The organism is Coprococcus sp. AF21-14LB, from assembly GCF_003458885.1.
GTDB lineage: Bacteria > Bacillota > Clostridia > Lachnospirales > Lachnospiraceae > UBA9414.
This window is the reverse complement of sequence record NZ_QRVX01000019.1, coordinates 1-25617: the sequence shown is the minus strand read 5'-3', so window position 1 is coordinate 25617 and position 25617 is coordinate 1. Positions and strand designations below refer to the sequence as shown.

Annotated in this window: 30 protein-coding genes and 1 pseudogene; 28 read left to right on the top strand and 3 right to left on the bottom strand. The window is 37.5% G+C overall.

Annotated features, from left to right (window positions below):
• The first annotated feature begins 13 nt into the window (after positions 1-13).
• The 15 genes and pseudogenes from DWX73_RS06565 (at position 14) to DWX73_RS15740 (ending at position 13737) form a co-directional block, all read left to right on the top strand.
• Positions 14-1216: a DUF6361 family protein gene (locus DWX73_RS06565; protein ID WP_118348004.1), complete on the top strand. Its 1203-nt coding sequence runs from the start codon at positions 14-16 to the stop codon at positions 1214-1216.
• The gene (locus DWX73_RS06560; protein WP_118348002.1) at positions 1209-3050 is read left to right on the top strand and encodes a phospholipase D family protein; all 1842 of its coding nucleotides are present in this window, start codon (positions 1209-1211) and stop codon (positions 3048-3050) included. The genes DWX73_RS06565 and DWX73_RS06560 overlap by 8 nt, the downstream gene beginning before the upstream one ends.
• 19 nt (positions 3051-3069) lie before the next feature.
• Positions 3070-5439: a hypothetical protein gene (locus tag DWX73_RS06555; RefSeq protein WP_242996673.1), complete on the top strand. Its 2370-nt coding sequence runs from the start codon at positions 3070-3072 to the stop codon at positions 5437-5439.
• A 77-nt stretch (positions 5440-5516) separates the two neighbouring features.
• Positions 5517-6317 (top strand): helicase C-terminal domain-containing protein, encoded by an 801-nt coding sequence (locus DWX73_RS13950; RefSeq protein WP_242996672.1) that lies wholly within the window; start codon positions 5517-5519, stop codon positions 6315-6317.
• 1 nt (position 6318) lies between these two features.
• Positions 6319-7005 (top strand): hypothetical protein, encoded by a 687-nt coding sequence (locus tag DWX73_RS06550; protein WP_242996670.1) that lies wholly within the window; start codon positions 6319-6321, stop codon positions 7003-7005.
• Positions 7006-8154 (top strand): DUF429 domain-containing protein, encoded by a 1149-nt coding sequence (locus DWX73_RS06545; protein WP_118347996.1) that lies wholly within the window; start codon positions 7006-7008, stop codon positions 8152-8154. It begins immediately after the preceding gene.
• 9 nt (positions 8155-8163) lie between these two features.
• The gene (locus DWX73_RS06540) at positions 8164-8346 is read left to right on the top strand and encodes a hypothetical protein (protein WP_058351593.1); all 183 of its coding nucleotides are present in this window, start codon (positions 8164-8166) and stop codon (positions 8344-8346) included.
• A 36-nt stretch (positions 8347-8382) separates the two neighbouring features.
• The gene (locus tag DWX73_RS13530) at positions 8383-8550 is read left to right on the top strand and encodes a hypothetical protein (protein WP_158556830.1); all 168 of its coding nucleotides are present in this window, start codon (positions 8383-8385) and stop codon (positions 8548-8550) included.
• A gap of 53 nt (positions 8551-8603) precedes the next feature.
• Positions 8604-9116 (top strand): YaiI/YqxD family protein, encoded by a 513-nt coding sequence (locus tag DWX73_RS06535; protein WP_118347994.1) that lies wholly within the window; start codon positions 8604-8606, stop codon positions 9114-9116.
• Between the two features lie 3 nt (positions 9117-9119).
• Entirely contained in the window at positions 9120-9806 is a 687-nt protein-coding gene (locus tag DWX73_RS06530; protein WP_118347992.1) for a PAS domain-containing protein, read from the top strand.
• A gap of 9 nt (positions 9807-9815) precedes the next feature.
• Positions 9816-10157 carry an arsenate reductase family protein gene (locus tag DWX73_RS06525; protein WP_118347990.1) on the top strand — a complete coding sequence of 114 codons (342 nt, stop codon included), beginning with the start codon at positions 9816-9818 and terminating at the stop codon, positions 10155-10157.
• Complete coding sequence (locus DWX73_RS06520; protein ID WP_118347988.1) at positions 10157-10567, top strand: peptide deformylase; 411 nt, start codon at positions 10157-10159, stop codon at positions 10565-10567. The genes DWX73_RS06525 and DWX73_RS06520 overlap by 1 nt, the downstream gene beginning before the upstream one ends.
• A gap of 19 nt (positions 10568-10586) precedes the next feature.
• A complete protein-coding gene (locus tag DWX73_RS06515) occupies positions 10587-11117 on the top strand; it encodes an O-acetyl-ADP-ribose deacetylase (protein WP_118347986.1) in 531 nt (176 codons plus the stop codon).
• A gap of 38 nt (positions 11118-11155) precedes the next feature.
• On the top strand, positions 11156-12541 hold the full coding sequence (locus DWX73_RS06510) for an ATP-binding protein (protein WP_118348045.1): 1386 nt from the start codon (positions 11156-11158) through the stop codon (positions 12539-12541).
• Between the two features lie 422 nt (positions 12542-12963).
• Positions 12964-13737 (top strand): annotated as a pseudogene (locus tag DWX73_RS15740) (DUF6904 family protein).
• 53 nt (positions 13738-13790) lie between these two features.
• Here DWX73_RS15740 and DWX73_RS06495 read toward each other — a convergent pair.
• The 3 genes from DWX73_RS06495 to DWX73_RS06485 form a co-directional block, all read right to left on the bottom strand.
• On the bottom strand, positions 13791-14042 hold the full coding sequence (locus DWX73_RS06495; RefSeq protein WP_118347980.1) for a hypothetical protein: 252 nt from the start codon (positions 14040-14042) through the stop codon (positions 13791-13793).
• The gene (locus tag DWX73_RS06490) at positions 14026-14406 is read right to left on the bottom strand and encodes a plasmid mobilization protein (protein ID WP_118347978.1); all 381 of its coding nucleotides are present in this window, start codon (positions 14404-14406) and stop codon (positions 14026-14028) included. Before DWX73_RS06490 ends, DWX73_RS06495 begins: the two co-directional genes overlap by 17 nt.
• A gap of 452 nt (positions 14407-14858) precedes the next feature.
• Complete coding sequence (locus tag DWX73_RS06485) at positions 14859-15386, bottom strand: helix-turn-helix domain-containing protein (RefSeq protein WP_023921615.1); 528 nt, start codon at positions 15384-15386, stop codon at positions 14859-14861.
• Positions 15387-15619: 233 nt separating this feature from the next.
• Between DWX73_RS06485 and DWX73_RS06480 the strand changes: the two genes are divergently transcribed.
• The 13 genes from DWX73_RS06480 to DWX73_RS13940 all read left to right on the top strand — a co-directional run bounded on the left by DWX73_RS06480 (position 15620) and on the right by DWX73_RS13940 (position 25458).
• Positions 15620-15802 (top strand): helix-turn-helix domain-containing protein, encoded by a 183-nt coding sequence (locus DWX73_RS06480; protein WP_022250156.1) that lies wholly within the window; start codon positions 15620-15622, stop codon positions 15800-15802.
• A 21-nt stretch (positions 15803-15823) separates the two neighbouring features.
• Complete coding sequence (locus DWX73_RS06475; protein WP_118347976.1) at positions 15824-16924, top strand: site-specific integrase; 1101 nt, start codon at positions 15824-15826, stop codon at positions 16922-16924.
• Positions 16902-17225 (top strand): plasmid mobilization protein, encoded by a 324-nt coding sequence (locus tag DWX73_RS06470; RefSeq protein ID WP_023921617.1) that lies wholly within the window; start codon positions 16902-16904, stop codon positions 17223-17225. The genes DWX73_RS06475 and DWX73_RS06470 overlap by 23 nt, the downstream gene beginning before the upstream one ends.
• A complete protein-coding gene (locus DWX73_RS06465; protein ID WP_118347974.1) occupies positions 17222-18376 on the top strand; it encodes an AAA family ATPase in 1155 nt (384 codons plus the stop codon). The genes DWX73_RS06470 and DWX73_RS06465 overlap by 4 nt, the downstream gene beginning before the upstream one ends.
• Before the next feature lie 91 nt (positions 18377-18467).
• Positions 18468-18710 (top strand): complexin-2, encoded by a 243-nt coding sequence (locus tag DWX73_RS06460; RefSeq protein ID WP_118347972.1) that lies wholly within the window; start codon positions 18468-18470, stop codon positions 18708-18710.
• Between the two features lie 173 nt (positions 18711-18883).
• On the top strand, positions 18884-19111 hold the full coding sequence (locus tag DWX73_RS06455; protein ID WP_005340457.1) for a DUF5348 domain-containing protein: 228 nt from the start codon (positions 18884-18886) through the stop codon (positions 19109-19111).
• Between the two features lie 339 nt (positions 19112-19450).
• Positions 19451-20947, top strand: coding sequence for a MobA/MobL family protein (locus tag DWX73_RS06450; protein WP_199413543.1), 1497 nt, complete (start codon positions 19451-19453; stop codon positions 20945-20947).
• Between the two features lie 10 nt (positions 20948-20957).
• Positions 20958-21335, top strand: a complete 378-nt coding sequence (locus DWX73_RS06445) for a TnpV protein (RefSeq protein WP_118347970.1) — start codon at positions 20958-20960, stop codon at positions 21333-21335.
• Between the two features lie 118 nt (positions 21336-21453).
• Complete coding sequence (locus DWX73_RS06440) at positions 21454-21903, top strand: hypothetical protein (protein ID WP_118347968.1); 450 nt, start codon at positions 21454-21456, stop codon at positions 21901-21903.
• A 25-nt stretch (positions 21904-21928) separates the two neighbouring features.
• Positions 21929-24208, top strand: a complete 2280-nt coding sequence (locus DWX73_RS06435; protein WP_199413542.1) for a DEAD/DEAH box helicase family protein — start codon at positions 21929-21931, stop codon at positions 24206-24208.
• Positions 24189-24722 (top strand): hypothetical protein, encoded by a 534-nt coding sequence (locus tag DWX73_RS06430; protein WP_118347966.1) that lies wholly within the window; start codon positions 24189-24191, stop codon positions 24720-24722. The genes DWX73_RS06435 and DWX73_RS06430 overlap by 20 nt, the downstream gene beginning before the upstream one ends.
• A gap of 203 nt (positions 24723-24925) precedes the next feature.
• Entirely contained in the window at positions 24926-25264 is a 339-nt protein-coding gene (locus DWX73_RS15510) for a DUF262 domain-containing protein (RefSeq protein ID WP_242996668.1), read from the top strand.
• A complete protein-coding gene (locus tag DWX73_RS13940) occupies positions 25234-25458 on the top strand; it encodes a DUF262 domain-containing protein (RefSeq protein ID WP_242996681.1) in 225 nt (74 codons plus the stop codon). The genes DWX73_RS15510 and DWX73_RS13940 overlap by 31 nt, the downstream gene beginning before the upstream one ends.
• Positions 25459-25617 lie beyond the last annotated feature (159 nt).

The following is a 25617-nucleotide window of genomic DNA, read 5'->3' as shown; positions in this document are numbered from 1 at the left end:
TAGGAGTGATTAAATGCAGTTGGGATGGATAGATTTTTCGAAAGAAGACAGGCAGAAGGCACTTGATGTAATCAGCCTTCTTAGTGAACAGGGAGCTGTCGATGAACTTGGCATCGGCATTGTTCGTGATGCTTTTGCAAATTATTTCTTCCCGGGAACATCTACAATCCAGACCAGAGCGAAGTATTTTCTCATTGTTCCATATATCCTCAGAGATGCGGTTGATGGTAGATATGGTAAAGATGTAAATCGAATTTTAAGAGCAATAGACACGGAAGAAAAAGAGTGTGGAATTAAATTGCTCGAGTCAAATCCAAAGGCAGAAGGTGTCATTGGAACTCGTGTTTTGCCAAAGGGTTGGGTTGCAAGAAAACCATCAGATATTTATTGGAATGGTATTCGTACTTATGGAATCTTTTGTGATTATGGATTATCCATACCTGAATATGTTTCGTTGGCAATGAAACTAAATACACAGAAATCCTCTGCAAAACTTGGTAATAGGAATGACGAGGCAGAAGAAAATGAGAAAGATGATTCGGATGCAGGAGATATCATGAATGTTAATTTTTGGAATCTGCCTATATATTATGATAATTGGAGAGATAATCTGACGATTGAACTTACAAACGAAGAGGCATTATATCTGGATAAGCAAATACAAAAGGGGGCAAAAGGATCATTACTTGAATATGTGCTAAAAAATCGCATTGATATGAACAAGTATGAAGATTTTGTTTCAATGGCAGCAGATTTATCAGAGAAAGTTGAAGAGAAGCTTTCGTACATGATGAAACTAGCCTGTGAATTTAACAATCTTGTATATATGGCAAGGGTACGATTTAATGTGATGTTGTCAGAAGAAGAGAATGAAGTAGCTGTCAGCGAGTGGGATAGACTTAAGCCACAAGTAAAGCGAAGAGCAAATGTAGACCTTAGTGCTGTATTTAATAAATTAGAACTCCATAATCCGGGAACATATCTGTTCCTAAGTAAACTTCAGGAAGCATTTAAGGCATTAGATATAGATGCAGCGGACGAACTTATTAAAAAAAGAGAAAGACAACTAAAAGGTATTAACAGAGCAAAACTTAATAGAACAAAGGAATTTGACCATTCAAAATGGGTTGGTGGTGGAGAACTGGACTACAGATTCTCAAATGCCAGAAGGATTATCAATGATATTTATTCCGGGGAGGTGAGTTCTGATGTTTAGACCGGATTCGAATTGTGACAGGACTGATTATAACATTATTCTCATGCCACCCGATGGATACAAGCTTGATAAGGCAATAGGAACTACATATTCCCTTGACTTAGAAGCACTTACAGCAGTAGCTATCTGTCTCGGCTTATCTGAGGAAACAGACAGCAAGCTTATGCAGAATCCTATCAGTATGCTGAATGCACTGCAGAAAGTGTCTGACAAGATAATTTTATTCTGCGAAGCAGGGCAGATAAAAGCACCATTGAAGCCAACAGCACTATCTATTCTTCTTGAAAAAATGGTTGTGGAAGTGGCATTACCAAAAGACAGGCAGCTTGGAAGATATCCGGCATTTCATCCGAAAACATGGGTATTGTCCTATGTGAATAAAGATGGAGATAAGAAGTATCGGTTTGTAGTAATGAGCCGAAATTTAACCTTCGACAGAAGCTGGGATGTTAGTTTTTCTATGGATAGTAGCAGAATGGTACGCCAAAAGAAAAAGACGAAGCCGATTATAAATTTTCTGGATTTTCTGTCAGAAAGTGTATCAAACAATGTGAAGGATGCTGGTAAGAAGAGAACGCTTATCAGAAATATGCAAGCAGAACTGGCAGATGTATCGTTTTCGCTTGATAGTAAAGAATTTGGAGAGAATTTTGAGATACTGCCACTTGGCATAGGAAAAAACGCATATCAGATGTCGGAGGATGTGTTATTTTCTATCGATAGAAACAGTGCTGACTCTACATTCCATGAACTGGTAGTGATGTCGCCATTTCTTTCAGAGAGTGTTATTGCAGATTTCAACATTGCTGAAAGAGGTTTATCAGACAGTAAGAGGACTCTCATAACGAGAAGATCAGAATTGAATAAGCTGAAGGAAATGGATACTGAAAATTTTACAATTTATGTATTGAAAGATGAGATTGTGGATGGAGAAGATGCGATTTCTGATGAAATGACAGATAAAATGAAACAGGATATTCATGCCAAAATATATATCAGAAGAAAATATGCAGATGTAGACCTTTATCTTGGTTCTATGAATGCATCTTATTCTGCAATCAATAAGAATGTTGAAATGATGCTGTGGCTTGGAACAAAGAATAAGTATCTTAATGGAGAGAAGTTCCTGAAGGATATTTTTTGCGGTCCAGCGGATGATGTAAAAAATCCCTTTGAAAAAGTAACAGTAATGGATGCAGTTCAGGATATAGATGGTGATAATAAAAATGCTTTGGAACAGAAAATTAAAGAACTGTGTAGAGCAAAGAGAAAAGCAACCATTACAGAAGACAATTACGGAAAATATAAGGTAACAGTAGAATTTCCAGGGGTTACAAGTGATAAAACTATTATGGTTTCACCTTTTAATTCAAAGCAAGAGCATACTTTATGTGAGAAGATCGAGTTTACAGAACTTGAGATTCTGCAATTATCCGAGTTCTATGAGCTTACAGCAAAAGAAGGTGAGGATGAAATTCATAGGATTATCATGATTCCGACAATAGGCTTTCCTGAGGACAGAGAGAGTGCAGTTGTAAATAGTATAGTAAAAGACAGAGCATCATTTGTGGAATATATTGCATTTGTACTGGGTGATGATTATTTGGCTTCTATGCTTGAGAAAAAACAAATAGGAGAATCAGGAATCTTTCAACACTCAAATGATGCAATGCCAGTCTTATATGAGAAGATGTTAAAAACATCCGTAGAAGAACCGGAAAGGTTTAGAGATATTGGATATGTGCTTAAGATGGTAACGGATAAGGAGATTATTCCGGATGAGTTTCGTGAACTGTATGATACGTTTTGCAATACTTTGAAAATCAGAAGATAAAGAGATTAGAGGTGATTTTATGCCACAATTTAATATAGATGATATTGAAAAACGCACCTTGAACAGTCTGAAAGATTTTCAAAGAGCTACTGTAGACAGAGTGGATTTTCTTTTCCGAAATGGACAGAACAGAGTGCTTGTGGCGGATGAGGTCGGAATGGGAAAGACTCTGATTGCCCGAGGAACCATTGTAAAGACTGCGAGATTACGCATGGAAGAAAAAGATGATCTGTTCAAGGTAATCTATATATGTTCAAATCAGAATATAGCGAATCAAAATATCAGAAAACTGGATGTTACAGGGAACAATGCGATTGGTTCGGTATCAGATACCAGATTGTCTATGCAGCATCTTAGAATTACAGAACAGGAGAATGATTCATCTGTAAAAGAGGGATTTATTCAGTTGATTCCTCTTACTCCGGAAACTTCATTTCGTATGACTTCCGGTGGTGGAAGTGTGCAGGAAAGAGCACTGATGTATGCTATTTTAAAGAGGATACCGGAGTTTAGCAGACATAAGATATCGCTTGAAAAATTTATGATTATGGATGCAGTAAAAGCATGGAACTGGGCAAAATGGAGTTTTGAGAACAGAGTATCTGAGTGTGAGAAGGAATCCGCTGGAAAATATCCTGCGAATGTGATACAGAAGCTTCTTGACTATCCCGAGTATCCGGTTATTAGAGATATGCTGCTTAATCATTTACAAGAGAGAAGATATGGAAAACAGCTTACCTATTCCAACTATTATGTAATGAATAAGCTTCGTATAATGTTTGCCAGAATTAGTGTATCAATGCTTGAGCCGGATCTTGTTATTATGGACGAATTTCAGCGGTTTAAGTTCCTGCTCTCCTCAGATGACAGCGAACTTGGTATACTGGCACATAGCTTTCTTGGAGGACATGACACAAGAGTGTTGCTTCTATCGGCGACTCCGTACAAATTGTATTCAACACTTGAAGAAATAGATGAAAATCAGCTGGATGAGCACTATGCAGAGTTTTATCAGGTGATGGACTTTTTATTTGATGATGCTGATAAGAATGCCAGATTCAAAGAGATATGGAAAAATTATTCGATTGCACTAAGTGAACTTAAAGCAGGAGATGGAGCAATCATCAATATTAAGGAGCAGGCAGAAAATGCTATGTATCAAGGGGTGAGCAGAACAGAGAGGATTTCTGTCATGGATTCCGGAGATTACACGGATGATAGTAGCGTAAAAAATCATTTGCATGTAGACGCAAATGATATAAATTCCTACATACAAATGGCAAAATTATTGTCAGCTACAGATTCCAGATATTCTCTCCCGGTAGACTATGTAAAGAGTTGCCCATATCTTATGTCTTTTATGAAAAAGTATAAGATAAAGGAACAGATTGAAAAGTATTATACGAAACATTCGGAGAAATTCGGTAATGAGAAACAGCAAAACCTTCTTTGGCTAAATCGCTCCAAGATAAATAAATATGAAGAGCTTCCAAAAACAAATGCGAGGCTGGAAGCACTGAAGGAAAAAGCATTTATAAATGGTGCGGAAAAATATATGTGGGTACCACCATCAAAGCCATATTATGAAATGAGAGGTGCTTATAAGAATAGTAAAGGTTTCTCAAAAATACTTGTATTTTCTGCATGGGAGATGGTTCCGAGAATGATAGGAGCCATGGTCTCATATGAAGCTGAGAGACTCACTGTTGGAAAACTGGTTCATCAGAGTAAGAATCAGGATAAGAAGAATACAGGCTATTTTGCAGAAGGTTCCAGGAGGTATCCGGTTGCGAGGCTTCGATTTAATGTGTCAAATGGCGAAGTAAGGGGGATGAGTCTGTTTGCGTTACTGTATCCGTCAAAAACCATGGCAGATATGTATGCACCGGCTACATCACTGAATAATAGAGAATCATTAGAGCAAATTGAAAAGTCAGTCAGATTGGCATTAAATTACAGACTGAATCAGATAGAAGAAAAATATGGACACTCAGCAAACAACAAAGAAGATGGAAGATGGTATTACCTTGCCCCTATGCTCATGGATGGTGTAATATATGCGAAGCATTGGATAGATGACATTGTATGGGAAATGAATTCTGATGACGAGGATACTACATCTGAAAGTAGCAGTTTGTCCAAAGACAAGAGAAATAAAGGATTTCTCGCTCATATTGACAAGCTGAAAGAATACCTGAATGCACCGGAAGAAATTCATTTGGGAAGAAGACCGGATGATTTAGTAGATACTCTTGTAAATATGGTGCTTGGTTCACCTGCAATATGTATTTATCGTTCAAATGGAAAAAGTACAGCTAGGGCTACAGCACTTGCTAAAGTATTTGTGAATAATTTTAATCTTCCGGAGCTACGGCTATTATTGATCTGACTTATGGAAGATGCCGAGATGATAATTCTCACTGGCAGAATGTATTAAAATATTGTAAAGATGGTTGTTTTCAGGCAATGTTCGATGAGTACATTCATATACTTGGGGAGACAGCGGGATTTCAGACTGAAGGAAATAAAAACCAGATAATACATGAGATGATGATGGATTCTCTGAGGATACACACTGCAACCTATATTGCCGATACATATCCGTCATTTAAGAAACGTATTAACGGATTGGATAAGAAAAGTGAGGGATGCCGGATCAGGTCTAGTTATGCTGTTGGATTTACAAAAGATGCTGGAGATAATTCAAAGGTAGTCATGCGTAAAGAGAATATCAGAAATGCATTTAACTCACCGATGCGACCATTTGTGCTCGCAACGACATCAATTGGTCAGGAAGGACTTGATTTCCATAATTACTGTCGTGTAATAATGCACTGGAATCTGCCAAGTAATCCGATTGATTTGGAACAAAGGGAAGGAAGAATCAATAGATTTAAGTGTCTTGCAATCAGACAGAATGTTGCAGATAAATACGGAGATATTGAATTTAAAAGAGATATTTGGAAAGAAATGTTTGAGGCTGCAAAAGCAGAGAAACAATCAGAGCAATCAGAACTTGTACCATTCTGGTGTTTTGGAAAAAATCAGAGAGTAAAGATTGAAAGGCTTGTACCGATGTATCCTATGAGCAAAGATGAAGTTAACTATGAGAGACTCATTAAGATACTTTCACTTTATAGATTAACATTGGGACAAGCCAGGCAGGAAGAATTACTAGAATACTTATTCAGAGAATTTACTGATACGAGAAAATTAAAAGATTTGTTTATTGATTTGAGTCCATTCTCAAAAGGGAAAGAAGGTTGATGTGTTGAGAATTTTATTTTGTAACATTGCGTGGATGGATTACTATAAGGGAATTGTGCCGGGAAAAGATGAGCCTAAAGGTGGTGGTTCTTATGTTAAAGAGAATCTTGATGCTCATGAAAAACATAACTTTGATGTAGTGCCTCTTTCAAAGGATGCGGGATATCCAGAAGGAGAGTATTGTCTTGGATTTGTAGAGACAAAATCTACGAACGGTGAGACAAGGAATCAATTGAAGATTGAGAAGATTGATGGATGTGAAGCCTGCAAGAATGAAACTCAGGTAGACGATGTACTTGTAGTTTATTGTGCATTATATCCGGATGCCATAGAAAAAGAAACTTATGTTGTTGGGTGGTATAAACATGCAACGGTGTATAGGAATTACGAGGTGATTAGGTTTCCGTCTGATGATGAAGAAGGATATTATGATCAGGCATACAATGCAATAGCAAAGAAAGCGGATTGTGTACTCTTGCCGAGACCAGCACGTAGAAAAGCAAATAAATGGAAAGTTCCAAGAAAATCAAAGGGTGTTGCGTATGGATTTGGACAGTCTAATGTGTGGTTTGCCCAAGGAAGGGAAGATAACGAGTATTTAAGAAATTTTCTTAATAAAATAGTAAATCAGATTGAAGAATATGATGGTGAGAATTGGTTGGACAAGCAACCGGAGAGAAGTGAATAAATGGGATTCAGGCATTGTAATTGTATAGTTGTATTTGATAAAAACAAAGAAAAGCTTCTTTTATGTAAGCGTGCGAAAAATCCTTATAAGGGACTGCTTAATTTCGTTGGTGGAAAAGTTGAGCCGGAAGAGACCAGTGAGCATGCGGCTTATAGGGAACTTTTTGAAGAAACTGGTATTTCTAGAAGAGATATAAAGTTACATAGGCTCATGGATATGACATACTATCAGCAACAGTTTGTTCTTGAAATGTATGTTGGTATTTTGGAATATGATGTGCCTCTTATAGAGGAAGTCAATACTTTGGAATGGATTAGTATTGAAGATGATTTTGCAGATTCAAACAGATATGCCGGTAATAAAAATATTGCCCATATTGTAGAAGTGGCAAAGATGTTTGATTTATGTCAGGAAGAAGACGAACAGATTTTAGATAAAGGAATATTTGTCGGGGTTGATGGATGCAAAGGTGGTTGGATAACAGCTATAATTAGTAACGGGGAGCTATCTTTGAAGAAATATAGTGATTTCTCAAAAATGGTTTTTGATACCACACAATTTGATGGAATGCTTGTGGATATGGTAATAGGACTTCCAAGCAATATAGAGCAGTATGAGAAAAGACCGGATGGCATTGCAAGAAAGATTGTAAAGCCTAGAACTTCAACCGTATTTGCGGTTCCTACGAGACAGGCAGTGTACGAGTTTATAAAAGATAAACAGAAAGATGCAAACTTATCAGCGATTGGAAAAGGTTTATCAGAACAGACGATAGCCATTATTCCTAAAATGAGAGAGGTAGATGAGTTTTTACTGTCAAATGAAGAGTATATGAACGTAATCAGAGAAAGCCATCCGGAGGTGTGCTTTGCACGACTGAACGGAGAGGTTCTTATGACGAATAAATCGGAGAAAGAAGGAATCACTGACCGCGTTCAGGTATTATCAAGGTATTTGCAAGGGGTATCGGAGGAATATGTGAGAACATCTGCAAAAAAGTTAGGGTGTAAACCAGATGATATTTTGGATGCAGTCTGTCTTGCAGTCACAGCAAATCTTGATGCACAGGGTAGGACAGAGATAATACCGGAGAATCCATCTACAGACGATAAAGGGCTAAAAATGCAGATGGTCATTCCTAAAGGATAAGGAGTATGCATGAAAGATTATAATCATAACGGAAGAATTGATTCTGAAGATGAATTACTTTTACAAGAGATGGTCAAAGATAGAGTGGATGAATCCATTGAAAAACATTCTTTTAGTGATGGGTTAAAGGGATTTGGATTAGTGATTATTGGATTATTGATTTTAGCAGGAATAATAAAAGTAATATTTTAATGTTAGGTGTTGTATATGAATAAGTCACAGAAGTAGATGGAGATTATTAAAAGATTTTCAAATACTGGTGAAACAGGGAGATGTCCTGATTGTGGATATGAAGAAAAACTCGAAGTAATTATAACAGATGATGGTATAGGTTCTGTTACATTTTATTGTAAGGGATGTAATAGATATACACATTTTGATGGAAGAAGTATTTGATTTTGGAACATGAAAATGGTTTTGATTATCGTGTTAATTAAAGGAATGGTAATATGAAGATTTTTGTAGATGCAGACGCTTGTCCTGTTGTGCGTATTGTAGAAGAAGTGGCAGAAAAATATAGAATCGATGTTGCATTGCTCTGCGATACGAATCATATTTTGACTTCTGATTACAGTGAAGTCATTGTGGTTGGTGCAGGAGCAGACGCAGTTGATTATAAATTGATCAGTATTTGTCATAAAGGAGACATCGTTGTTTCACAGGATTACGGAGTAGCAGCAATGGCACTTGGAAAAGGTGCGTATGCAATTCATCAATCAGGAAAATGGTACACAAATGAAAATATTGACCAGATGTTAATGGAACGACACCTGAATAAGAAAGCAAGGAGAGGTTCTCATAAGAATCATTTGAAAGGGCGCACGATGTCCGGTGGACATCAGCTTTGCGCGGACCGGAGCGGGAGCGCAGACCCTAAGAAAAGGACGGAGGAAGACGATAAGAGATTTGCACAGTCGTTTGAGAAGATGGTGTTAGTGGCACGGACACAAGAAGGAGATTAATCAATGGCAAAGAGCAAGAAAACAAAAATACATAAGAAAATAGATGGACGGCTTTTGCAGATGAACAAGTCTTTTAACAATCTGAAGATGAAGCAGAAAGATAAGATTACTGCATGGGTATATGAAGAATACAAAAAGTATGTAACTGAGAATGAAAAAGTTCCTGACTCAGAAGCGGATGAGCATATTATTGATGCGGTTCTTGATAAGATTAATGAGGCACAGATATGGATACCGTCGGGAGAAATTGTCAGTTATTATCACAGAAAGAAACCACATTTGCAGAAACGGCTGAATAATGAGAAAAATATAAAGTTCAAGTCGTATGTGAGTTTTTATAAGAGTATCGTGGATCAGGATAGATGTGCAGTAGTAATATGCAATTTGAATCATGAAATTATTTATATGAATCCGGCGGCTGTACTTAACTATGAGAAATGGGGCGGAGAAAAGTTGATTGGAAGAAGCCTCATGGAATGTCATAACCAAGCGTCTAGAGAAAAGATACAGCAAGTAGTTGATTGGTTTATTGAAGATGATAACCACAATATTGTATATACTTTTCACAATGAAAAACAAAATAAGGATGTATATATGGTTGCTCTTCGAGATGAAGGAAAGCTGATTGGGTACTATGAGAAGCATGAATATAGAAATACAGAGAAAATGAAACTTTATGATTTATGGTAGGTGAAGCAGATGAATATCCAGATTTTTGGAACTAAGAAATGTAATGATACAAAGAAAGCAGAACGCTTCTTCAAGGAGCGTGGCATTAAATATCAGTTCATTGATATGAAAGAAAAAGGCATGAGTAAGGGAGAGTTTACTTCTGTTGCACAGGCTAATGGTGGACTTGAAAACATGATTAACTGGGATGGTAAAGACCAGGATACGCTTGCTCTTATTAAGTATATTGCTGATGAAGATAAACTGGAAAAGGTACTTGAGAATCCGCAGGTAATTAAAACACCAGTAGTAAGAAATGGAAAACAATCTACACTTGGATATCAGCCTGATGTATGGAAGGGATGGAATTAATGGTAAAGAAGATAATGTATGATCCGTTGTTTCTGGCACAGAAGTCAGTGGATGCAACAGAGGCAGATAAACAGATTGTGACTGATTTGCTTGATACACTTAGAGCAAATTTAGAACACTGTGTTGGTATGGCTGCCAATATGATTGGGGTAAAAAAGAATATCATTGTAGTAGCAGCCGGACCATTTCAATTTGCAATGATAAATCCGATAATTACAAAGAAATCCGGAGTGTATCAGACTGAGGAAGGATGTCTTTCGCTGAAAGGCGTAAGACCATGCACGAGATATCAGGAAATAGAAGTGGACTATCTTGATCAGAACTTTAAGAAACAGCATGGAAAGTATTCTGGATGGACAGCACAGATTATTCAGCATGAGATTGACCATTGCAATGGAATAGTAATATAAGAATTGGGCAGGTGGAAAGATGTATTTAATCAAGACGATAAAAGGTGATATTACGAAGATTACAGATGTTCAGGCAATCGTCAATGCTGCAAACAACTCTCTTTTAGGAGGAGGTGGAGTTGACGGTGCAATTCACAGGGCAGCAGGACCGGAACTTTTAGCAGAGTGTAGGACTCTTCATGGTTGTGAGACAGGTCAGGCAAAGATTACAAAAGCATATAATCTGCCATGCGATTATGTGATACATACTGTGGGTTCGATTTGGAATGGAGGCAGAAGTAAGGAAGAGGAACTTCTTGCAAGTTGCTACTTTCACTCAATGCAGGTGGCACTTGAGCATGGGATAAGAAGTATCGCATTTCCTTCTATATCAACCGGAGTGTATAGCTTTCCAGTAGAACTTGCAGCAAAGATAGCGGTAAAGACGGTAAGCAGATTTTTGGAGGATAACAAGAATAGCTTTGACCTTGTAGAATGGGTTTTGTTTGATTCTGAAACATACCGTAACTATGAGGCAGAAGTAGATAAGTTGTATAAAAAATTGAATTAAGCAAAGACTATTATTAAAACAGAAAGTGGATGTTTGTTATGAATATAAAAGATTTAATTGGTGAAGCAACTGAATATGATAAAAAGCGTGCACTGGAAGAAAAGAAACCTAAAAGTTGGTGTAAAAGTGTAAGTGCTTTTGCAAATACATTTGGTGGAGCATTGATTTTTGGTATTTCTAATGAGGGGATGGTTATCGGACTTGAAGATCCGGAAGGTGATGCAGAAAAGATTAGTGAAGTAATTAAGACAAGACTTGATCCGATACCGGAGTTTAAGCTTAGATTCCATAAAACCGAAGATGGGAAGGTTTTGGTCATACTTGATGTGTATAAAGGCGACGAGACACCATATTATTATTCAGGAGATGGTGTACTGGAAGCTTATGTTCGTGTTGGAAATGAAAGTGTAAAGGCAACTGCGACTGAATTGAAGCGTCTTGTTCTTAGAGGAAAGAATACATCATATGATTCACAGAATTCTACCTATAAGGTGGAAGATTATGCATTTTCAAAGCTTAAAGAAAGATATAAAAAATGGACTGGCAATAGCTTTGATGATAAAGATTTGATTTCATTTGGGTTAGTAAATGAGCAGGGCGAATTAACAAATGCAGGGGCATTACTTGCTGATGAAAGTCCGATTCGTTGTTCAAGATTATTTTGCACAAGGTGGAATGGATTAAATAAAAGCGGTGGCGCTGTTGATGCGTTAGATGATGCGGAGTATTCAGGTAGTGTTATTTCCCTGATTGAAAATGGAGAGGCATTCATCAAGCGTAATTGTAAAATGAAGTGGCGTAAGACTGCGAATTCAAGAGAAGAAATGCCGGAGTATGTAGAGCGAAGCTATCACGAAGCACTTGTAAATGCTTTGGCTCACCGTGACTATCTGGTAAATGGAAGTGAAGTGCATATTGACATATATGATGACAGAATGGAAATCTATTCTCCGGGAGGAATGCCGGATGGTTCCATGATTCAGGACAGAGATCCTCTTACAGTTCCTTCAACCAGAAGAAATCCGGTTCTTGCCGATGTATTTAATCGGCTTGGATATATGGAGCGTAAAGGTAGTGGGTTTGGAAAGATTATCAGTGGATATGAATTTCAAATAAATTATAATGAGAGCAAAAAACCATCATTCCGCTCAGATCGATATCAATTTACTGTAGTGATGCCGAACCTGAACTATGATGTCCCTCAAGATGTCCCTCAAGATGTCCCTCAAGATGTCCCTCAAGACAAGTTAGATGTTCAGATTGTGGACTTGATTCGTAAGGACAGAAAAATAAGTACAGAAAAGATGGCAATTGTATTAGGTGTAAGTTCTAAAACAATTAAACGCCATATAAAGGAAATGGATAATGTATGTTATGTTGGACGTGGTTTTAGCGGACACTGGGAAATCACGGATGATGAGTAATGCGTAACAAAAGACAATATAGATGGACTTTGAATTGACTTAGTCTCATGCAGTCTCAAGTTAGTCTCAACATAGTCTCATGAGATTTGATACCGGATGAGACTGGATGATACTGAAAAAAGTCGTTAAAATGCGGTTAAGTAGGCGTATTTGAATAATAGTGAGACTAAGCTGATACTTGCGATAGGAATTTAGAATTATTGAGAGATGATGTTCCATATCATGACCACATCTTAACCAAAGTGGTTATGATGTGGTTAGGAAAGAGAATTAGTACGGAAACTTAAATAGGAAGTGACAATGAGGTGATAAGGAATGTCACTTCCTCTGTCACCTCAACCACAAAGGAAATATTTAAATTATTCCACAGCTTGGGGAACGATATGAGAAGGAAAATGTACATATGACGGAGGTGTATCAAAGTGCTACAGACAAAACCGACAGAACATTTGGCAGGCATTACAATACAGGGAGATTATAAGGATTTTTATGAACTGGTAGAAAGTATATACAGAATAACGGGATTAGACGACGACCAGACTGAGATTTATTATGGAGTTAAGAATCGATTGCTAGGAATATGCTATGATATACGACATGCTTTTATGGGTGATAGAGATATTGTTTTGGAAGATAATGGAATGCGAGAGGACATTATGAAATGGCATGAACAAATTACGCCTACTCAGAATGTGTATTACAGTGTATAGGTATTATTCCCGGAGGCAGTTTTTGTGGCGGCATCGGTTCCAAAGATGTACATTTTCTCGTCTGAATATTACGGAGCGAAAGGCAAACGTACAGATATAGACGATCAATTGCCAACGATTCCATATTCAGATTATATTAGAGATAAAGCAAATTTGGATGTTTTGTGCGCGGGAATATGGCAGGCGCTCGGAGAAGCAATTGGCGACGAAGAATTAGAAAAGCTCATACAATTAATGCAAAGAGCGGATGAGAGTTTTCTATATTATGCCACACATTATATTGATAAATGTAATATAGAATTGCTAAAAACAGATGTTGAAAAAAGAAAGGACAAGCTTCGAAATATTGCCAAACGTATTGTAAAGAAACCTCAAGCCTATATGAATATGGAAGCTGATTTGCGATATTGGGCAAAAGAATACAAGACAACGATATATGAATTACATGATCCGAAGGTAGAATATCCGGATGATTTTGAATGGTAATTACACCAGCCCCATGAAAAGCATGAGACTGGTGCGATGGAATGGAAATTGTTTCAGTTAAATTCATTCATAGCGTCGACATAACCCTGCAAGCCATTGTCTTTCAATGCCAGTTTGGCGTACAGAAGAGGCGATTCCTCTGCCAACCGGTACAAATATACAATATCATTTGGGTCATCAAAGATTACTATGGAATTACATTCCTTACAACGGATAACAAGAATAGAGTTCTTGCCGGTATTAACAATGATGGAGTCCGTAGCAGGATCATACATACCAAATTGAAAATTAAAATTGTTGTTCATGACAGTCTTCCTCCCACAAATATTTTGCACCATCTAGCAGGTCGATAATAGCTGTTAGCATATTAGTGTATTCAATCTGTAAGTCCTTAATGGCTTCTGATGAAGGAAGAGTATCGGGAGTGCAGTCTAATGCGGTAAATTCCTTTTGCATTTCATGTAATTGCAGATACAACGCATTTACAGTTTGTATCAAAGGATATATAGTTTCTTTCTTACCAACAACACAGATGCGGTTATAGATGCAGGAACGGACAAAGTAATCTTTCTTCATCATTCCACTGGCAAGAATCCGGGCTTCGATTTGTTTTCGTTCAGCGTCAGTAATTCTGAAGCTGATGGTTGGATTTTTATGTTTGTTACTCATGGTAATGCTCCTTTCGTTTTGGCTGTGGCAGCAGGCGTAATAGATAACCTGACAGCCACAAGAATTTATTCATTGTGAGTAATAAAAAAGTAGATTATATCAAGCCGATGGAAAATTATCGGTGCAGATACTGCAACTAATTTGCTACTAAAAACTTTGAAAACGATGCGAAAAGAGCGATATTTAGCGAAATAGAGATGCCTGAAATGCAGGGAATATCAGCATTTATGAGTTGCCGATAAAAAACTCGGGAAGAGTTCGAGTAATCCACACAATTATAAGAACTCAGTATTTATGCGGGCTGCAAACAAATTTGTTTAGTGATTGGAAACAAAATGGCAACATTTTGTGGTTATTCAAGAGATAAAAATTTTATTTCATAACGTATATAAAGAAACCTTACTGATTTTCAGAAATAAAAAACTGAATATCAGTAAGGTTTTTCTTTTCTATTATTTCTTTTTCTTATCAAGTAATCCCTGTACAAGGTAGTCGCTCAATTCCTGAGATGGTACCTTGGCACGTTTCTGGTAAGTATCCAGTTCCGGGTACTTATATCTCCATTCATCATATTCTTCCTTGCTGATTTCACCGTTTTTCAGTTTGTCAGCCTGTTCCATCCATGAACGAAGCATTTCATCGACAGAGGAGCCGGGAGTAGATATGGAAGAGTCAAGGCAGAGATGAGGCTGCCCATCTACATTTTTTACCTTTAGACCATACATATCTTCCAGTGCAAATAGTGTATGCATCAGACCTATGTGAGTATCAATATCTGGAACTGTTAAGGCATGAGTATTGATATCAAAGATCTGAGACATTTGTTTTACAAGATCAATCTTAGGAACTCTGGCTTCAGATTCATACTGAGCCATGCGGACATCTGAGGTTTTTCCCATGAATCCCAGTTGTTCTCCGAGTTGCTTTTGTGTCATGCCGATGCGGTTACGAAAATATTTGATACGTTGTCCGATTGCCATTCTTGTTTGCCTCCTTATAGTGGTCATTTGTGTTGCCGTAATTAATTGTGATAGAAAATAAAACAATTCTGTTTAGGTTCAGTATAGCATGAGCAATTTCGGATAGCAAGAAGAACTTAAACAAAAAAATTTAATATTCTCATAAAATCTCTTGACTTAAATTAAAATGTTTAGTATCATGCAAATGTAATAACCTAAACAAAATACGTTAAGATAGAAAGGAGAGATGCGATGTGACGAACAGAACTTTTATGACAGTAGAAGAAGTTGCAGCGGAACTGGGTGTTTCCAAGTCTTATGCTTATAAGATTGTCAAACAGCTAAATGAAGAATTACAGAAGCTGGGTTATCTTACGGTAGCTGGCAGAGTAAACACCAATTATTTCCGCAAAAAAGTATGTTACAGCGAAATGTAAGAGAAAGAGAGGAGAATTTGTATGAGTATTCATAAAGATAATGCCACTGGAAAGTGGCGAGTAGTCTATCGTTATACCGATTGGACAGGAGAAACGCACCAGTCATCAAAAAGAGGATTTCCTACAAAACGAGAAGCACAGATGTGGGAACGAGAGCTATTGCTGAAGAAAGAAGCCAAACTGGATATGACTTTCGAAAGCTTTTATGAGATTTATGTGGAGGATATGCAAAATCGAATTCGTGATAATACCTGGGGAACGAAAACAAATATTGCCAGAACTAAAATTCTTCCTTATTTCGGAAAGCGTAAAATAGGAGAAATTGAGCCAAGGGACATTATTGCATGGCAGAATGAATTGCTTGCGATCCGGCAGCCAAATGGAAAGCCGTATTCCGCCTCTTATCTGCAGAAAATTCACAGTCAGTTAAGTGCTATTTTCAACCATGCAGTTAATTTTTACCATCTTCCATCTAATCCAGCACAGAAAGCAGGAAATATGGGAAAAGAGGAACACCGGGAAATGCTGTTCTGGACAAAAGAAGAATATTTGAAATTTGCAGATGCCATGATGGACAAGCCTGTTTCCTATTATGCGTTTGAAATACTTTACTGGTGTGGGCTTCGCATGGGCGAATTATTAGCACTTACACCGGCAGATTTCAATTTTGAAACGCATACACTACGGATTAACAAGTCCTACCAGAGGTTGCACCGGGAAGATGTGATTACACCACCAAAGACATTAAAAAGTAATCGAACCATTAAGATACCGCAGTTTTTGTGTGATGAGATGCAGGATTATCTGAAAATGCTGTATGAGCCGAAAGAGGACGAACGGATTTTCACGATTTCCAAATCTTATCTGCATCATGAAATGAACAGAGGATCAAAAGTGTCTGGGGTGAAGCGAATCCGTGTGCATGATTTGAGACATTCCCATGTATCGTTATTGATCAATATGGGATTTACGGTATTAGCAATTGCAGATCGAATGGGACATGAGAGCATTGATATCACTTACCGATATGCACATCTGTTTCCAAGTGAGCAGACACAGATGGCAGAACAGCTGGATATTGAAAGGATGGAAAAATTAAATGGAGAAAAATCTGGACAGTAAAGGAAGATGGAGAAACAAAATCGTAGCATTCCGGGTATCACCGGAAGAAGCAGAGCAGATTGATGCATGTGTCCGATTGTCAGGACTTAGCAAGCAGGACTATATCACAAAACGATTAACTGATCGGGAAATTGTGGTACAGGGGAACCCAAGAGTCTATAAAGCATTGCGAAATCAGATGGCAGAGATTTATGAAGAATTGAAACATCTGGAAAAATGCAGTGAGGAAAACGAAGAGTTGCTGAGTACCCTGAGATTGGTTGCAGAGACATTGTATGGATTGAAAGGGGATAGTGAATGACAGTAAAAGAAAAAATGACTGCTCCGATTGCATCTGTTGGCGCAGATGTGGAACAGCCATTACAAAATTTAAAAACCAACCAAAGTATAGCAGATTTGCCCGGTAAGGGCAATCTGCAAGCCACAAATAATGCGGAAAGTGCAGCAAAATCAGCAAATAAAAAGAATCCAGATGATCTGGAAATAGTTTCTATGATGGAATTATACGATACCGCATATCCACCAAAACTGCCAATTGTAGATGGACTTCTGTATAACGGAACTTACCTGTTTGTTGGTTCGCCGAAAATTGGAAAATCATTCTTTATGGCACAGATCGGGTATCACATCAGTAAGGGACTTCCATTGTGGGGCTTTTCAGTCAGAAAGGGAACGGTTCTGTATCTGGCATTGGAAGATGATTATGCAAGGTTGCAAAAGCGGTTATCACAGATGTTTGGAATGGAAGGCAGTGAGAATTTCTATTTCGCTACAAAATCTAAATCGCTCAATGACGGACTGGAAAAACAGCTTGTAACGTTTGTAACAGAGCATAAAGACGCAAGATTGATTATCATTGATACTCTTCAGAAGGTTCGAGAGGTCGGTGGAGATAAATTCAGTTATGCCAGCGATTATGAGATTGTAACGAAGCTGAAAGCATTCAGTGATAAATATGGTATCTGTTTTCTGGTTGTGCATCATACAAGGAAAATGGAATCTTCAGATAGTTTTGATATGATTTCCGGTACGAATGGATTGCTTGGAGCTGCGGATGGAGCGTTCGTCATGCAGAAAGAAAAACGGACAGATAATAAGGCAGTTCTGGAAGTGGCAGGGCGTGACCAGCAGGATCAGAAACTATGGTTGAACTTTAACCGGGAGAGATGTGTCTGGGAACTTACCAAGACAGAAACGGAACTTTGGAAAGAACCAGAAGATCCAGTGTTGGAAAAAATCAAAGAGCTTGTAACAGAAACTACACTAGAGTGGGCAGGAACAGCAACAGAGCTTGTGGAAGTATTGCAGGTGGAAATGCAGCCGAACGCATTATCACGAAAATTAAATGTCAGCCTGGAACGTCTGATTCTGGATTATGGAATCCAGTATAAAACAGAACGGGGACACGATGGAAGAAAAATCAGATTGACATTTGTTGGAAAACAAGCGTGACGATATGTGACGGTTGTGACGGTATTTTATATAGCGTGACGGTAGCGAAAATATCGTCACTATCGTCACGACCGTCACGGAAAGGAGAAACATGGAAAGAAAATTACAGGTACAGATACCAAAAGATTTATTACTGGCATTGTTCCAGTATCATCTTGCCGGGAACGAAGAATATCTGACGGAGATAGAAAAAGCATTGATGGAAAAATTAGACAGTATGGTAAAACGTCAGTTATATACAACATTCAAAACAGCACCAACCGAGGAAGAACAGGAAAAGGCAAGACAAGAGTACTTGGATAAGTGTGGAATGCATGAGTACTTTCGTTGGTAAGGATTCTGCTTGAGGACCTTATGACAGGAGCGTGCCACGCACCTGTAGATAGCAAACAAAGAGAAGGTCTGTAAGGTGTAGCCGGTAGTTGATTGGCGAAGAAAAAACTTTTCAAAAGGGGGCCCTGATTCAGGGCGTCCCTGCGGAATGATAAATGAAGGGAGAATGACACCATGAGAGAAGGAAGATTAGGTTACAACAGTTATAACAAAAGATATGGATTATTGTCATCAGACTTATGGATTGATACGGGATTTCACTGTGGAGAATGTCTGGAAGTTCTAGTTGATGATCAGTGGGTAAAGACACGAATGGAAATGAATCTGGCGAGAGAATGGTATTTGGTTGGAACACCGTATTGCGGAGATCTGGAGTATGTACGGGCAAGGATACCGGAATAAAGCAGACAGGAAGAGTAATAGTCGGTTTGTTGTTAGTGAAAAAATAAGCCCGGATACGGGCAGAAAAAGAGGGCGGATACGCCCAAAATAAAAAACTAAAGACAAGTTATGGCATAAGCAGGTAGTATCTCACAAAGCCCTCGGCGTTTGAGAGCGAAATACACCCATCGCACAAATCAAAGATTTGTACTCAGGATATTTCGCTGCCGGGAGCTGTTCCGCCGACAGGCGGATAGTTCGTAAACGGATGCCGATGCATCCACTCACAAATGATATGGCAGAATTTATTTTGCCGAAGACAAGGAGGGAGTGCCTATCGGAAGAAATTCATTTATTCAAATGACAAAACTAAGCAATGTAAAAGGCAGGATCACTTATATATCCAGTCATGCAAAACAAGAAAACCTCTATGCAGTTTATGAAACCACAGAACGGAAATTCTGGCGGGAACTTGCAAAATGTAATCAGGAAGAATTTGCAAAAAGTGGAACAGAAGGAAAATGTATTGAGGCAAGAGAACTGATCATTGCTTTGCCAGAGAGTTTTACAGAATATCAGCCGGATAGATTGCTACAGCTTTTTACAAATCATTTTAAACAGAATTATGGAACAGAGTGTATTGCTGCTTTGCACCACAATAAAAGAAAGACCAATTATCACATTCATTTGATATTTGCAGAACGGAAACTACTGGATGAACCAATCATTAAGATTGCCAGCAGAAATATGTTTTATGATGAAAATGGAAAACATGTCCGAACCAAGAAAGAGATATTAGGAGAAGATGGCGAAATTCGAGAAGGCTGCAGTATTGTGAAGAAAGGAGAAGTCTATGAGAAGAAGCTGTTTACTGCGAAAGATGAACGCTTCAAGTGCAATTCATTTCTGGATGAGGTAAAGCATTCTTATACAGATTTAATCAATATTTATGTGCAGGACGAGAAACAGAAACTACAGGTATTTGAGCGTGGCAGTGTTTATCTTGCAACAAAGAAAATCGGAAAAAATAATCCGAAGGCACAGGAAATAGAAGCGGATAATCAAAAACGCCGGGAATGGAACAGAGCTGTTGATATGGCATTGATTAGTGGAGTGCCGGAACTGAAGATAATGGAAGTGAAGCGGAAAGAAATCACGGAGCCAATCAGGGAATCAATTGCCCGGCGTGGAAACAGACCACGATTATTTTCCAGAGTTGTAACAGTGGCGGTCGAGGCATTGGAGTTTTTGATAGCAAGTGTGCTTTTTAAGAAACCCAGGGAAGTGCCAAAACAGACAGAGCAAACGGAAGCAGAACACCCAGAGCATGTTGCTGAAAATAGCACGGCAGCAGTCAAGACAACAAAAGAAGAAAAGGCAGAACCGGAACAACCTAAAATGACGGGGCTTGCATCAAAGTATCCGAAACTATTTAAAGTGAATAAAGAACTGGAAGATCAAAACGGTGCAATTCAACAGAAACAAAAACAGCTTTCTGCAAAGAAGAAAGAACTGTCAGAAGTCACGGGATGGTTTAAAGGAAGAAAGAAAAAAGAATTGCAGAAAGAAATTGATGAACTGAAAAGCCAGATTAGAGATATGAAAGATTATCTTCCAAGGATTGTGCAGAAAATCGGATATAGAAGTGTACAGGAATTTTTAAAGGATTTTAAGGCTTCTCAAACTGAGTATAGTCAGTATCGAACTGCAATAGAAAAATGGAAGAAAGAAACAGGAAAAGAGCCAGTAGCGCATGGTATTAGGGCGAAGCTGGCAGAAAAGAAACAAGAAATACAGAATGAACAGAAAAATAAACAGCATACCCGTAGTCAGAACAAAGATCGGGGAGCAAGATAGGAGGACAATCATGGAGAAACACATTATGGGAGAAAATGGAATCAGTTATACTTTAGGAGAGGACGGTCTGTATTATCCAGACCTGTACCTCCCGGAAGAGACAGAGTATCCGATTGGAAAGTATGGAATGTTGAGAAAGACATATTTGCAGGAGCATCGGAAAGGACTATATCTGGAGCTGGTGCTTGCTGGAAAGTTAAATAAACATTTGCATCAGATTGACGAAGAGTGTAATCAGATGATGGACAGACTGGTGGAGCAGATGAAAGAAAAGCAGGGAGTGACGGAACAGTTGAAGGTAGAAAATCAGATGTTGTGGGTTGGAATGTGTAATAATATCCAGCATAGTGCGGAGGAAGCAGTGTTGAAAGAAATTGTATATGCGTAGATTGGAGGGCGGTCTGATGACTGTCCTATTTACGATTTTATGGCGTATTATAATGGAATTATAGAAATGTATGTGGTAAACTATTTATGTATTCATTACAATTTTGAGGAGGGTTGTCATGGGAAAAGAAGAAAAATCAAGTTCTATTGAGCAACAAATGGCAGAGCAGATTATTTTTCAGAAGGTAAATGACTGGTTGGGCGTGGAGTTGGTAGAAAATGCAAAAATCTTTGTAGGCAATACATTCATGCAACCCGATTTTTATTCTAAAGCGGATGGGATAATTGGAGAAATTTATGCACATATTGGAAAACCCAAGAAAGCTCAAGATAATAAGATTGCAAATGATATTCTGAAAATGCTTCTCCTTGAAAAAATTGAGGGAAAGATATACAGAAAAATTATTGTAGTATGTGATGAAGATGAGATAAAAAAAATAAAAGGTACATCTGTTCTTGCGAAATGTATCAGACAATTCGATATTGAAGTGAAAATGATAGAGATAGAGACCGATTTACGAGATACCTTGATTGAAGCACAGAAAAGGCAACGAATGGTAAATGCGTAAAATATAATAAATTTAGAGGTTACGAATGATGGAAAAAGATTACATAGAAGTGAAATCGTTTGGAAAAGTGTTTCCTAAAAAGGGAGCAAATGCGAGAATACCATATGAACATCAAAAATGTGCAATGGAAAATCTCGATATTATGAATAAAAATGCGAAGTATAGCACCATGATTGTACTTCCTACTGGTGGAGGAAAAACGTACACAGCTTCTATGTGGCTTTTAAGAAATGCACTGGACCAGAAAAAGAAAATATTGTGGATTGCACATCGTCAGATGTTACTTGACCAAGCAGCAGAATCTTTTCAGAAGTTTGCGTATTCAGAGGTAATACCACATATTCCGTCCTTCCAGTATAGGATTATATCTGGGGCATCTACCCATGATAGAACTATTGATATTCAACCCACGGACAATTTGTTGATTATGAGCAAGGATAGCATAGGTAGAAATTTACAGTGCTTAGATGTATGGATCGAGGGCGAAAAGGAAATCTTTTTAATTGTAGACGAAGCACACCATTCTACTGCCAAAACTTATCGAAAAGTAATTGATTATGTAAAAACAAAGGTATCAAATGTAAAATTGATTGGATTGACTGCTACACCATTCCGTACTGCTGATGGGGAACAGGGACTTTTGGCAAAAATTTATGAGGACGGTTTACAAGGTGGAAAGGCGGTTCATGGAAACATAGGTATTACATATCAGATAGGGTTAAAAGAGTTGATAAATCGACGTATTTTATCAAAACCTATTTTTGAAAGTTATTACACAGATGAAATGTATGGAGAATCATTAGGTTTGAATGGTTGGGAGAGTATCCAACGATTGGACGTATTGCCGGAAGATGTAGCAGGACAAATGGCAGATAGTGCAGCACGAAACAAGCTGATTGTCCAGACATACAAGGCAAAAGAGAAAGAGTATGGACAGACTATAGTATTTGCAATCAATGTAGTTCATGCAATTCATCTAAGTGCGTTGTTTAATAAAGAGGGAATAAAGTCGGAGTTCATTGTGTCTGATGTAAAAGATTCTGTGACAGGAGTGAGAATCAGCAAAGAAGACAACGAGAGGAAATTAGAAGAATATAGAGAAGGAAAAGTAAAGGTACTTGTGAATGTAAATATTTTGACAGAGGGAGTGGACTTGCCACAAACCAAAACAGTATTTTTAGCAAGACCAACTGTTTCTACAATCCTTATGACACAGATGATAGGACGGGCACTTAGAGGAGAAGCTGCTGGCGGAACTTCTTCAGCATATATAGTTTCTTTTGTAGATAATTGGAATGAACATATTGCGTGGGTAAATCCAGACAGTCTGTTCAGTGGAAATAATGAATTTACAGATAATTCAACAGAGCATATGAAGCATGAATTACGCATGATAGCGATTTCTAAAATAGAAGAGTTTGCTTCTGTGCTTGACGATTCTGTAGATACCACAGTATTAGAAAAAGTACCATTTGTACAAAGAATTCCGATTGGAATGTATGCGTTTACCTATTTGGAAGAAAATGGAGTGGATTCTTCCTATCAAGTGATGGTATATGACAGTACGAAAAAAGCATATGAAGAATTGATGAAAGGCTTACCAAGTCTGTTCCAAAATTTTCAGTGTGAAGAAGAATATCCGACAGAAGAATTGCTTGAGGAAATGGCTGAGCAATGTAGAAACACGTTTTTCTTAGGAGAAATGATACCGCCATATGAAGAAAAAGATGTGATACGAATTTTAAAGTATTATGCCCAGTACGAAACTTCTCCTCAGTTCTATTCATTTGATGATATAGACAGAAGCAAGTTAGATGTCGCTGCGATTGCAAAACATATTTGGGATGAGGATATGGGGCAGAGACAGAAAACAGAATATGTAAATGCCTTATGGGAAAATAGTGATGATAATTTGTTAAAACTGTTTTTTGGACGAAAATTGTATTTCTGGAGGCAACTGGATATAGAGTTAACAAAACTGTCTAATCCGCATATTTATGATGAAGAAGAAAACGTGCAGCGAGGTATTAGAAAGCTGGAGGATTTACCATTGTTTGAGATTGGAAAGGTAAATCCGGAACTGGAAAAAAATCTTCGAGATACAGCATTTGCTAAGTCAAAAGATACAGATGGAAATTATACCTGTGCTTGTTGTGGAGCAAAAGGCAAAGACCGTATTTTCTTTCAGGTAGACCACGTGATACCAATGAATAAAGGTGGAAAAACTGTGGCAGAGAATTTGCAGATACTTTGTAGACAATGTAATGGTGTGAAGGGGGATAAAATTGATAGAGTTATATTATGATTCATTTGATCTTGCTTGTATCATACATAGTCTGGACATGGGAACTAAGACAGCGAGTATCATGTTGGAAAAAATTTGGAAAGAAGATAATCAATATTTAAGTCCATATTATCGAACAAATTTGCGTCAATTATATTTGGATGTGCATTATTGGACAGATTATTTGTGCGACAAACCAGAAATAGATAAGGAGTTTCCAGCTATTCAGAAAGATTTTCATTCTTTTGGTAAGGATGTGGAAGAAGAAGCCTTCATTACGGATTATTTTGATATTGATTTATTTTTCAAAATGAAACGAGTGCAGATTCTTTATTTGGACGGACAAGATTATGTGAGAATGAAACTACGGACATTATTAAAAGCATATGGATATAAACGTCGGACACAAGAGTTGTTGAAATACCTTAGGGAGTGTATGATGTTTTACCATATGCAGACATATCTTCGTGGAAAAGAAGAATGTGATATTGGAGAGATTGGACTTGATGAGATGATAACGATTCGGGTGCTCTGATACATTGTGTTTTTTAATATAAAATAGGAAGGCAGGGATGAGTCAAATGTCAATAGAAGATGAAGTTTTATTGGAAAATGAAGAAGAATTAAAATGAGTTAGAGTACTTTGGAGATGAGGAAAAGCCAATTTTTGAGTCTGTTAGGGTAACGAAAAAGGATTTTTCAATATATGAACTTTACAGGAAATATAAGAAAAAGCAATTGATATTAGAAGTTGATTTTCAAAGAAATGAAGTTTGGGGTCCTAAACAGAAGTGTGAATTGATAGAAAGTATTTTAATGGGCTTACCATTACCAATATTTTATTTCAAACAGCAGAACAATTCTACATATGTAGTGGTTGACGGAAAGCAAAGATTATCAACATTATTTGATTTTTTAAGTGATGGTTTTCCATTAAAATCATTAAAGATATTGAAATTTTTGAATGGAAAAAAATTCAAGAATTTAGTAGATGAATTGGGAATATATCAGTCTCAGTTGGAAGATTATCAATATATCAGTCTCAGTTGGAAGATTATCAAGTATATTCACATGTGATTTTACCACCTACGCCGGACAAAATATTATTTGATATTTTTGATAGAGTTAATAGGGGTGGAACAAAATTAAATAAGCAAGAAATTAGAAATGCTCTGTATCATGGCAGAGGGTTAAATATGATAACTGAAGTAGTTGCATCACAGGAATTTTTGCAAGCTACACGTATTGAGTATAAAAAAGATCGAGGATGAAAGGCTCTTATTTAGTTACAAGATTTTTAGCATTTTATTTGTTTTTTAATGACTTGTTATTTAAAGATGGAAAAAAATATGAATATACAGGCAATCTGGACGATTTGATAGAAACTACATTGACAAAGTTAAATCAGTCATCATTGGAAGAATTAGAAG

Bases quoted from the DNA above. Each gene is read 5' to 3' on its own strand.
- DWX73_RS06510 (WP_118348045.1), top strand. From the start codon at position 11,156: ATGAATATAAAAGATTTAATTGGTGAAGCAACTGAATATGATAAAAAG.
- DWX73_RS06520 (WP_118347988.1), top strand. From the start codon at position 10,157: ATGGTAAAGAAGATAATGTATGATCCGTTGTTTCTGGCACAGAAGTCA.
- DWX73_RS06445 (WP_118347970.1), top strand. From the start codon at position 20,958: ATGGAGAAACACATTATGGGAGAAAATGGAATCAGTTATACTTTAGGA.
- DWX73_RS06565 (WP_118348004.1), top strand. From the start codon at position 14: ATGCAGTTGGGATGGATAGATTTTTCGAAAGAAGACAGGCAGAAGGCA.
- DWX73_RS06435 (WP_199413542.1), top strand. From the start codon at position 21,929: ATGATGGAAAAAGATTACATAGAAGTGAAATCGTTTGGAAAAGTGTTT.
- DWX73_RS06535 (WP_118347994.1), top strand. From the start codon at position 8,604: ATGAAGATTTTTGTAGATGCAGACGCTTGTCCTGTTGTGCGTATTGTA.
- DWX73_RS06485 (WP_023921615.1), bottom strand. From the start codon at position 15,386: ATGGCAATCGGACAACGTATCAAATATTTTCGTAACCGCATCGGCATG.
- DWX73_RS06515 (WP_118347986.1), top strand. From the start codon at position 10,587: ATGTATTTAATCAAGACGATAAAAGGTGATATTACGAAGATTACAGAT.
- DWX73_RS06475 (WP_118347976.1), top strand. From the start codon at position 15,824: ATGAGTATTCATAAAGATAATGCCACTGGAAAGTGGCGAGTAGTCTAT.
- DWX73_RS13950 (WP_242996672.1), top strand. From the start codon at position 5,517: ATGTTCGATGAGTACATTCATATACTTGGGGAGACAGCGGGATTTCAG.
- DWX73_RS13530 (WP_158556830.1), top strand. From the start codon at position 8,383: ATGGAGATTATTAAAAGATTTTCAAATACTGGTGAAACAGGGAGATGT.
- DWX73_RS06450 (WP_199413543.1), top strand. From the start codon at position 19,451: ATGACAAAACTAAGCAATGTAAAAGGCAGGATCACTTATATATCCAGT.
- DWX73_RS06555 (WP_242996673.1), top strand. From the start codon at position 3,070: ATGCCACAATTTAATATAGATGATATTGAAAAACGCACCTTGAACAGT.
- DWX73_RS06525 (WP_118347990.1), top strand. From the start codon at position 9,816: ATGAATATCCAGATTTTTGGAACTAAGAAATGTAATGATACAAAGAAA.
- DWX73_RS06530 (WP_118347992.1), top strand. From the start codon at position 9,120: ATGGCAAAGAGCAAGAAAACAAAAATACATAAGAAAATAGATGGACGG.
- DWX73_RS06460 (WP_118347972.1), top strand. From the start codon at position 18,468: ATGGAAAGAAAATTACAGGTACAGATACCAAAAGATTTATTACTGGCA.
- DWX73_RS06455 (WP_005340457.1), top strand. From the start codon at position 18,884: ATGAGAGAAGGAAGATTAGGTTACAACAGTTATAACAAAAGATATGGA.
- DWX73_RS06465 (WP_118347974.1), top strand. From the start codon at position 17,222: ATGACAGTAAAAGAAAAAATGACTGCTCCGATTGCATCTGTTGGCGCA.
- DWX73_RS06545 (WP_118347996.1), top strand. From the start codon at position 7,006: ATGGGATTCAGGCATTGTAATTGTATAGTTGTATTTGATAAAAACAAA.
- DWX73_RS06560 (WP_118348002.1), top strand. From the start codon at position 1,209: ATGTTTAGACCGGATTCGAATTGTGACAGGACTGATTATAACATTATT.
- DWX73_RS06495 (WP_118347980.1), bottom strand. From the start codon at position 14,042: ATGAACAACAATTTTAATTTTCAATTTGGTATGTATGATCCTGCTACG.
- DWX73_RS06470 (WP_023921617.1), top strand. From the start codon at position 16,902: ATGGAGAAAAATCTGGACAGTAAAGGAAGATGGAGAAACAAAATCGTA.
- DWX73_RS06540 (WP_058351593.1), top strand. From the start codon at position 8,164: ATGAAAGATTATAATCATAACGGAAGAATTGATTCTGAAGATGAATTA.
- DWX73_RS06490 (WP_118347978.1), bottom strand. From the start codon at position 14,406: ATGAGTAACAAACATAAAAATCCAACCATCAGCTTCAGAATTACTGAC.
- DWX73_RS06440 (WP_118347968.1), top strand. From the start codon at position 21,454: ATGGGAAAAGAAGAAAAATCAAGTTCTATTGAGCAACAAATGGCAGAG.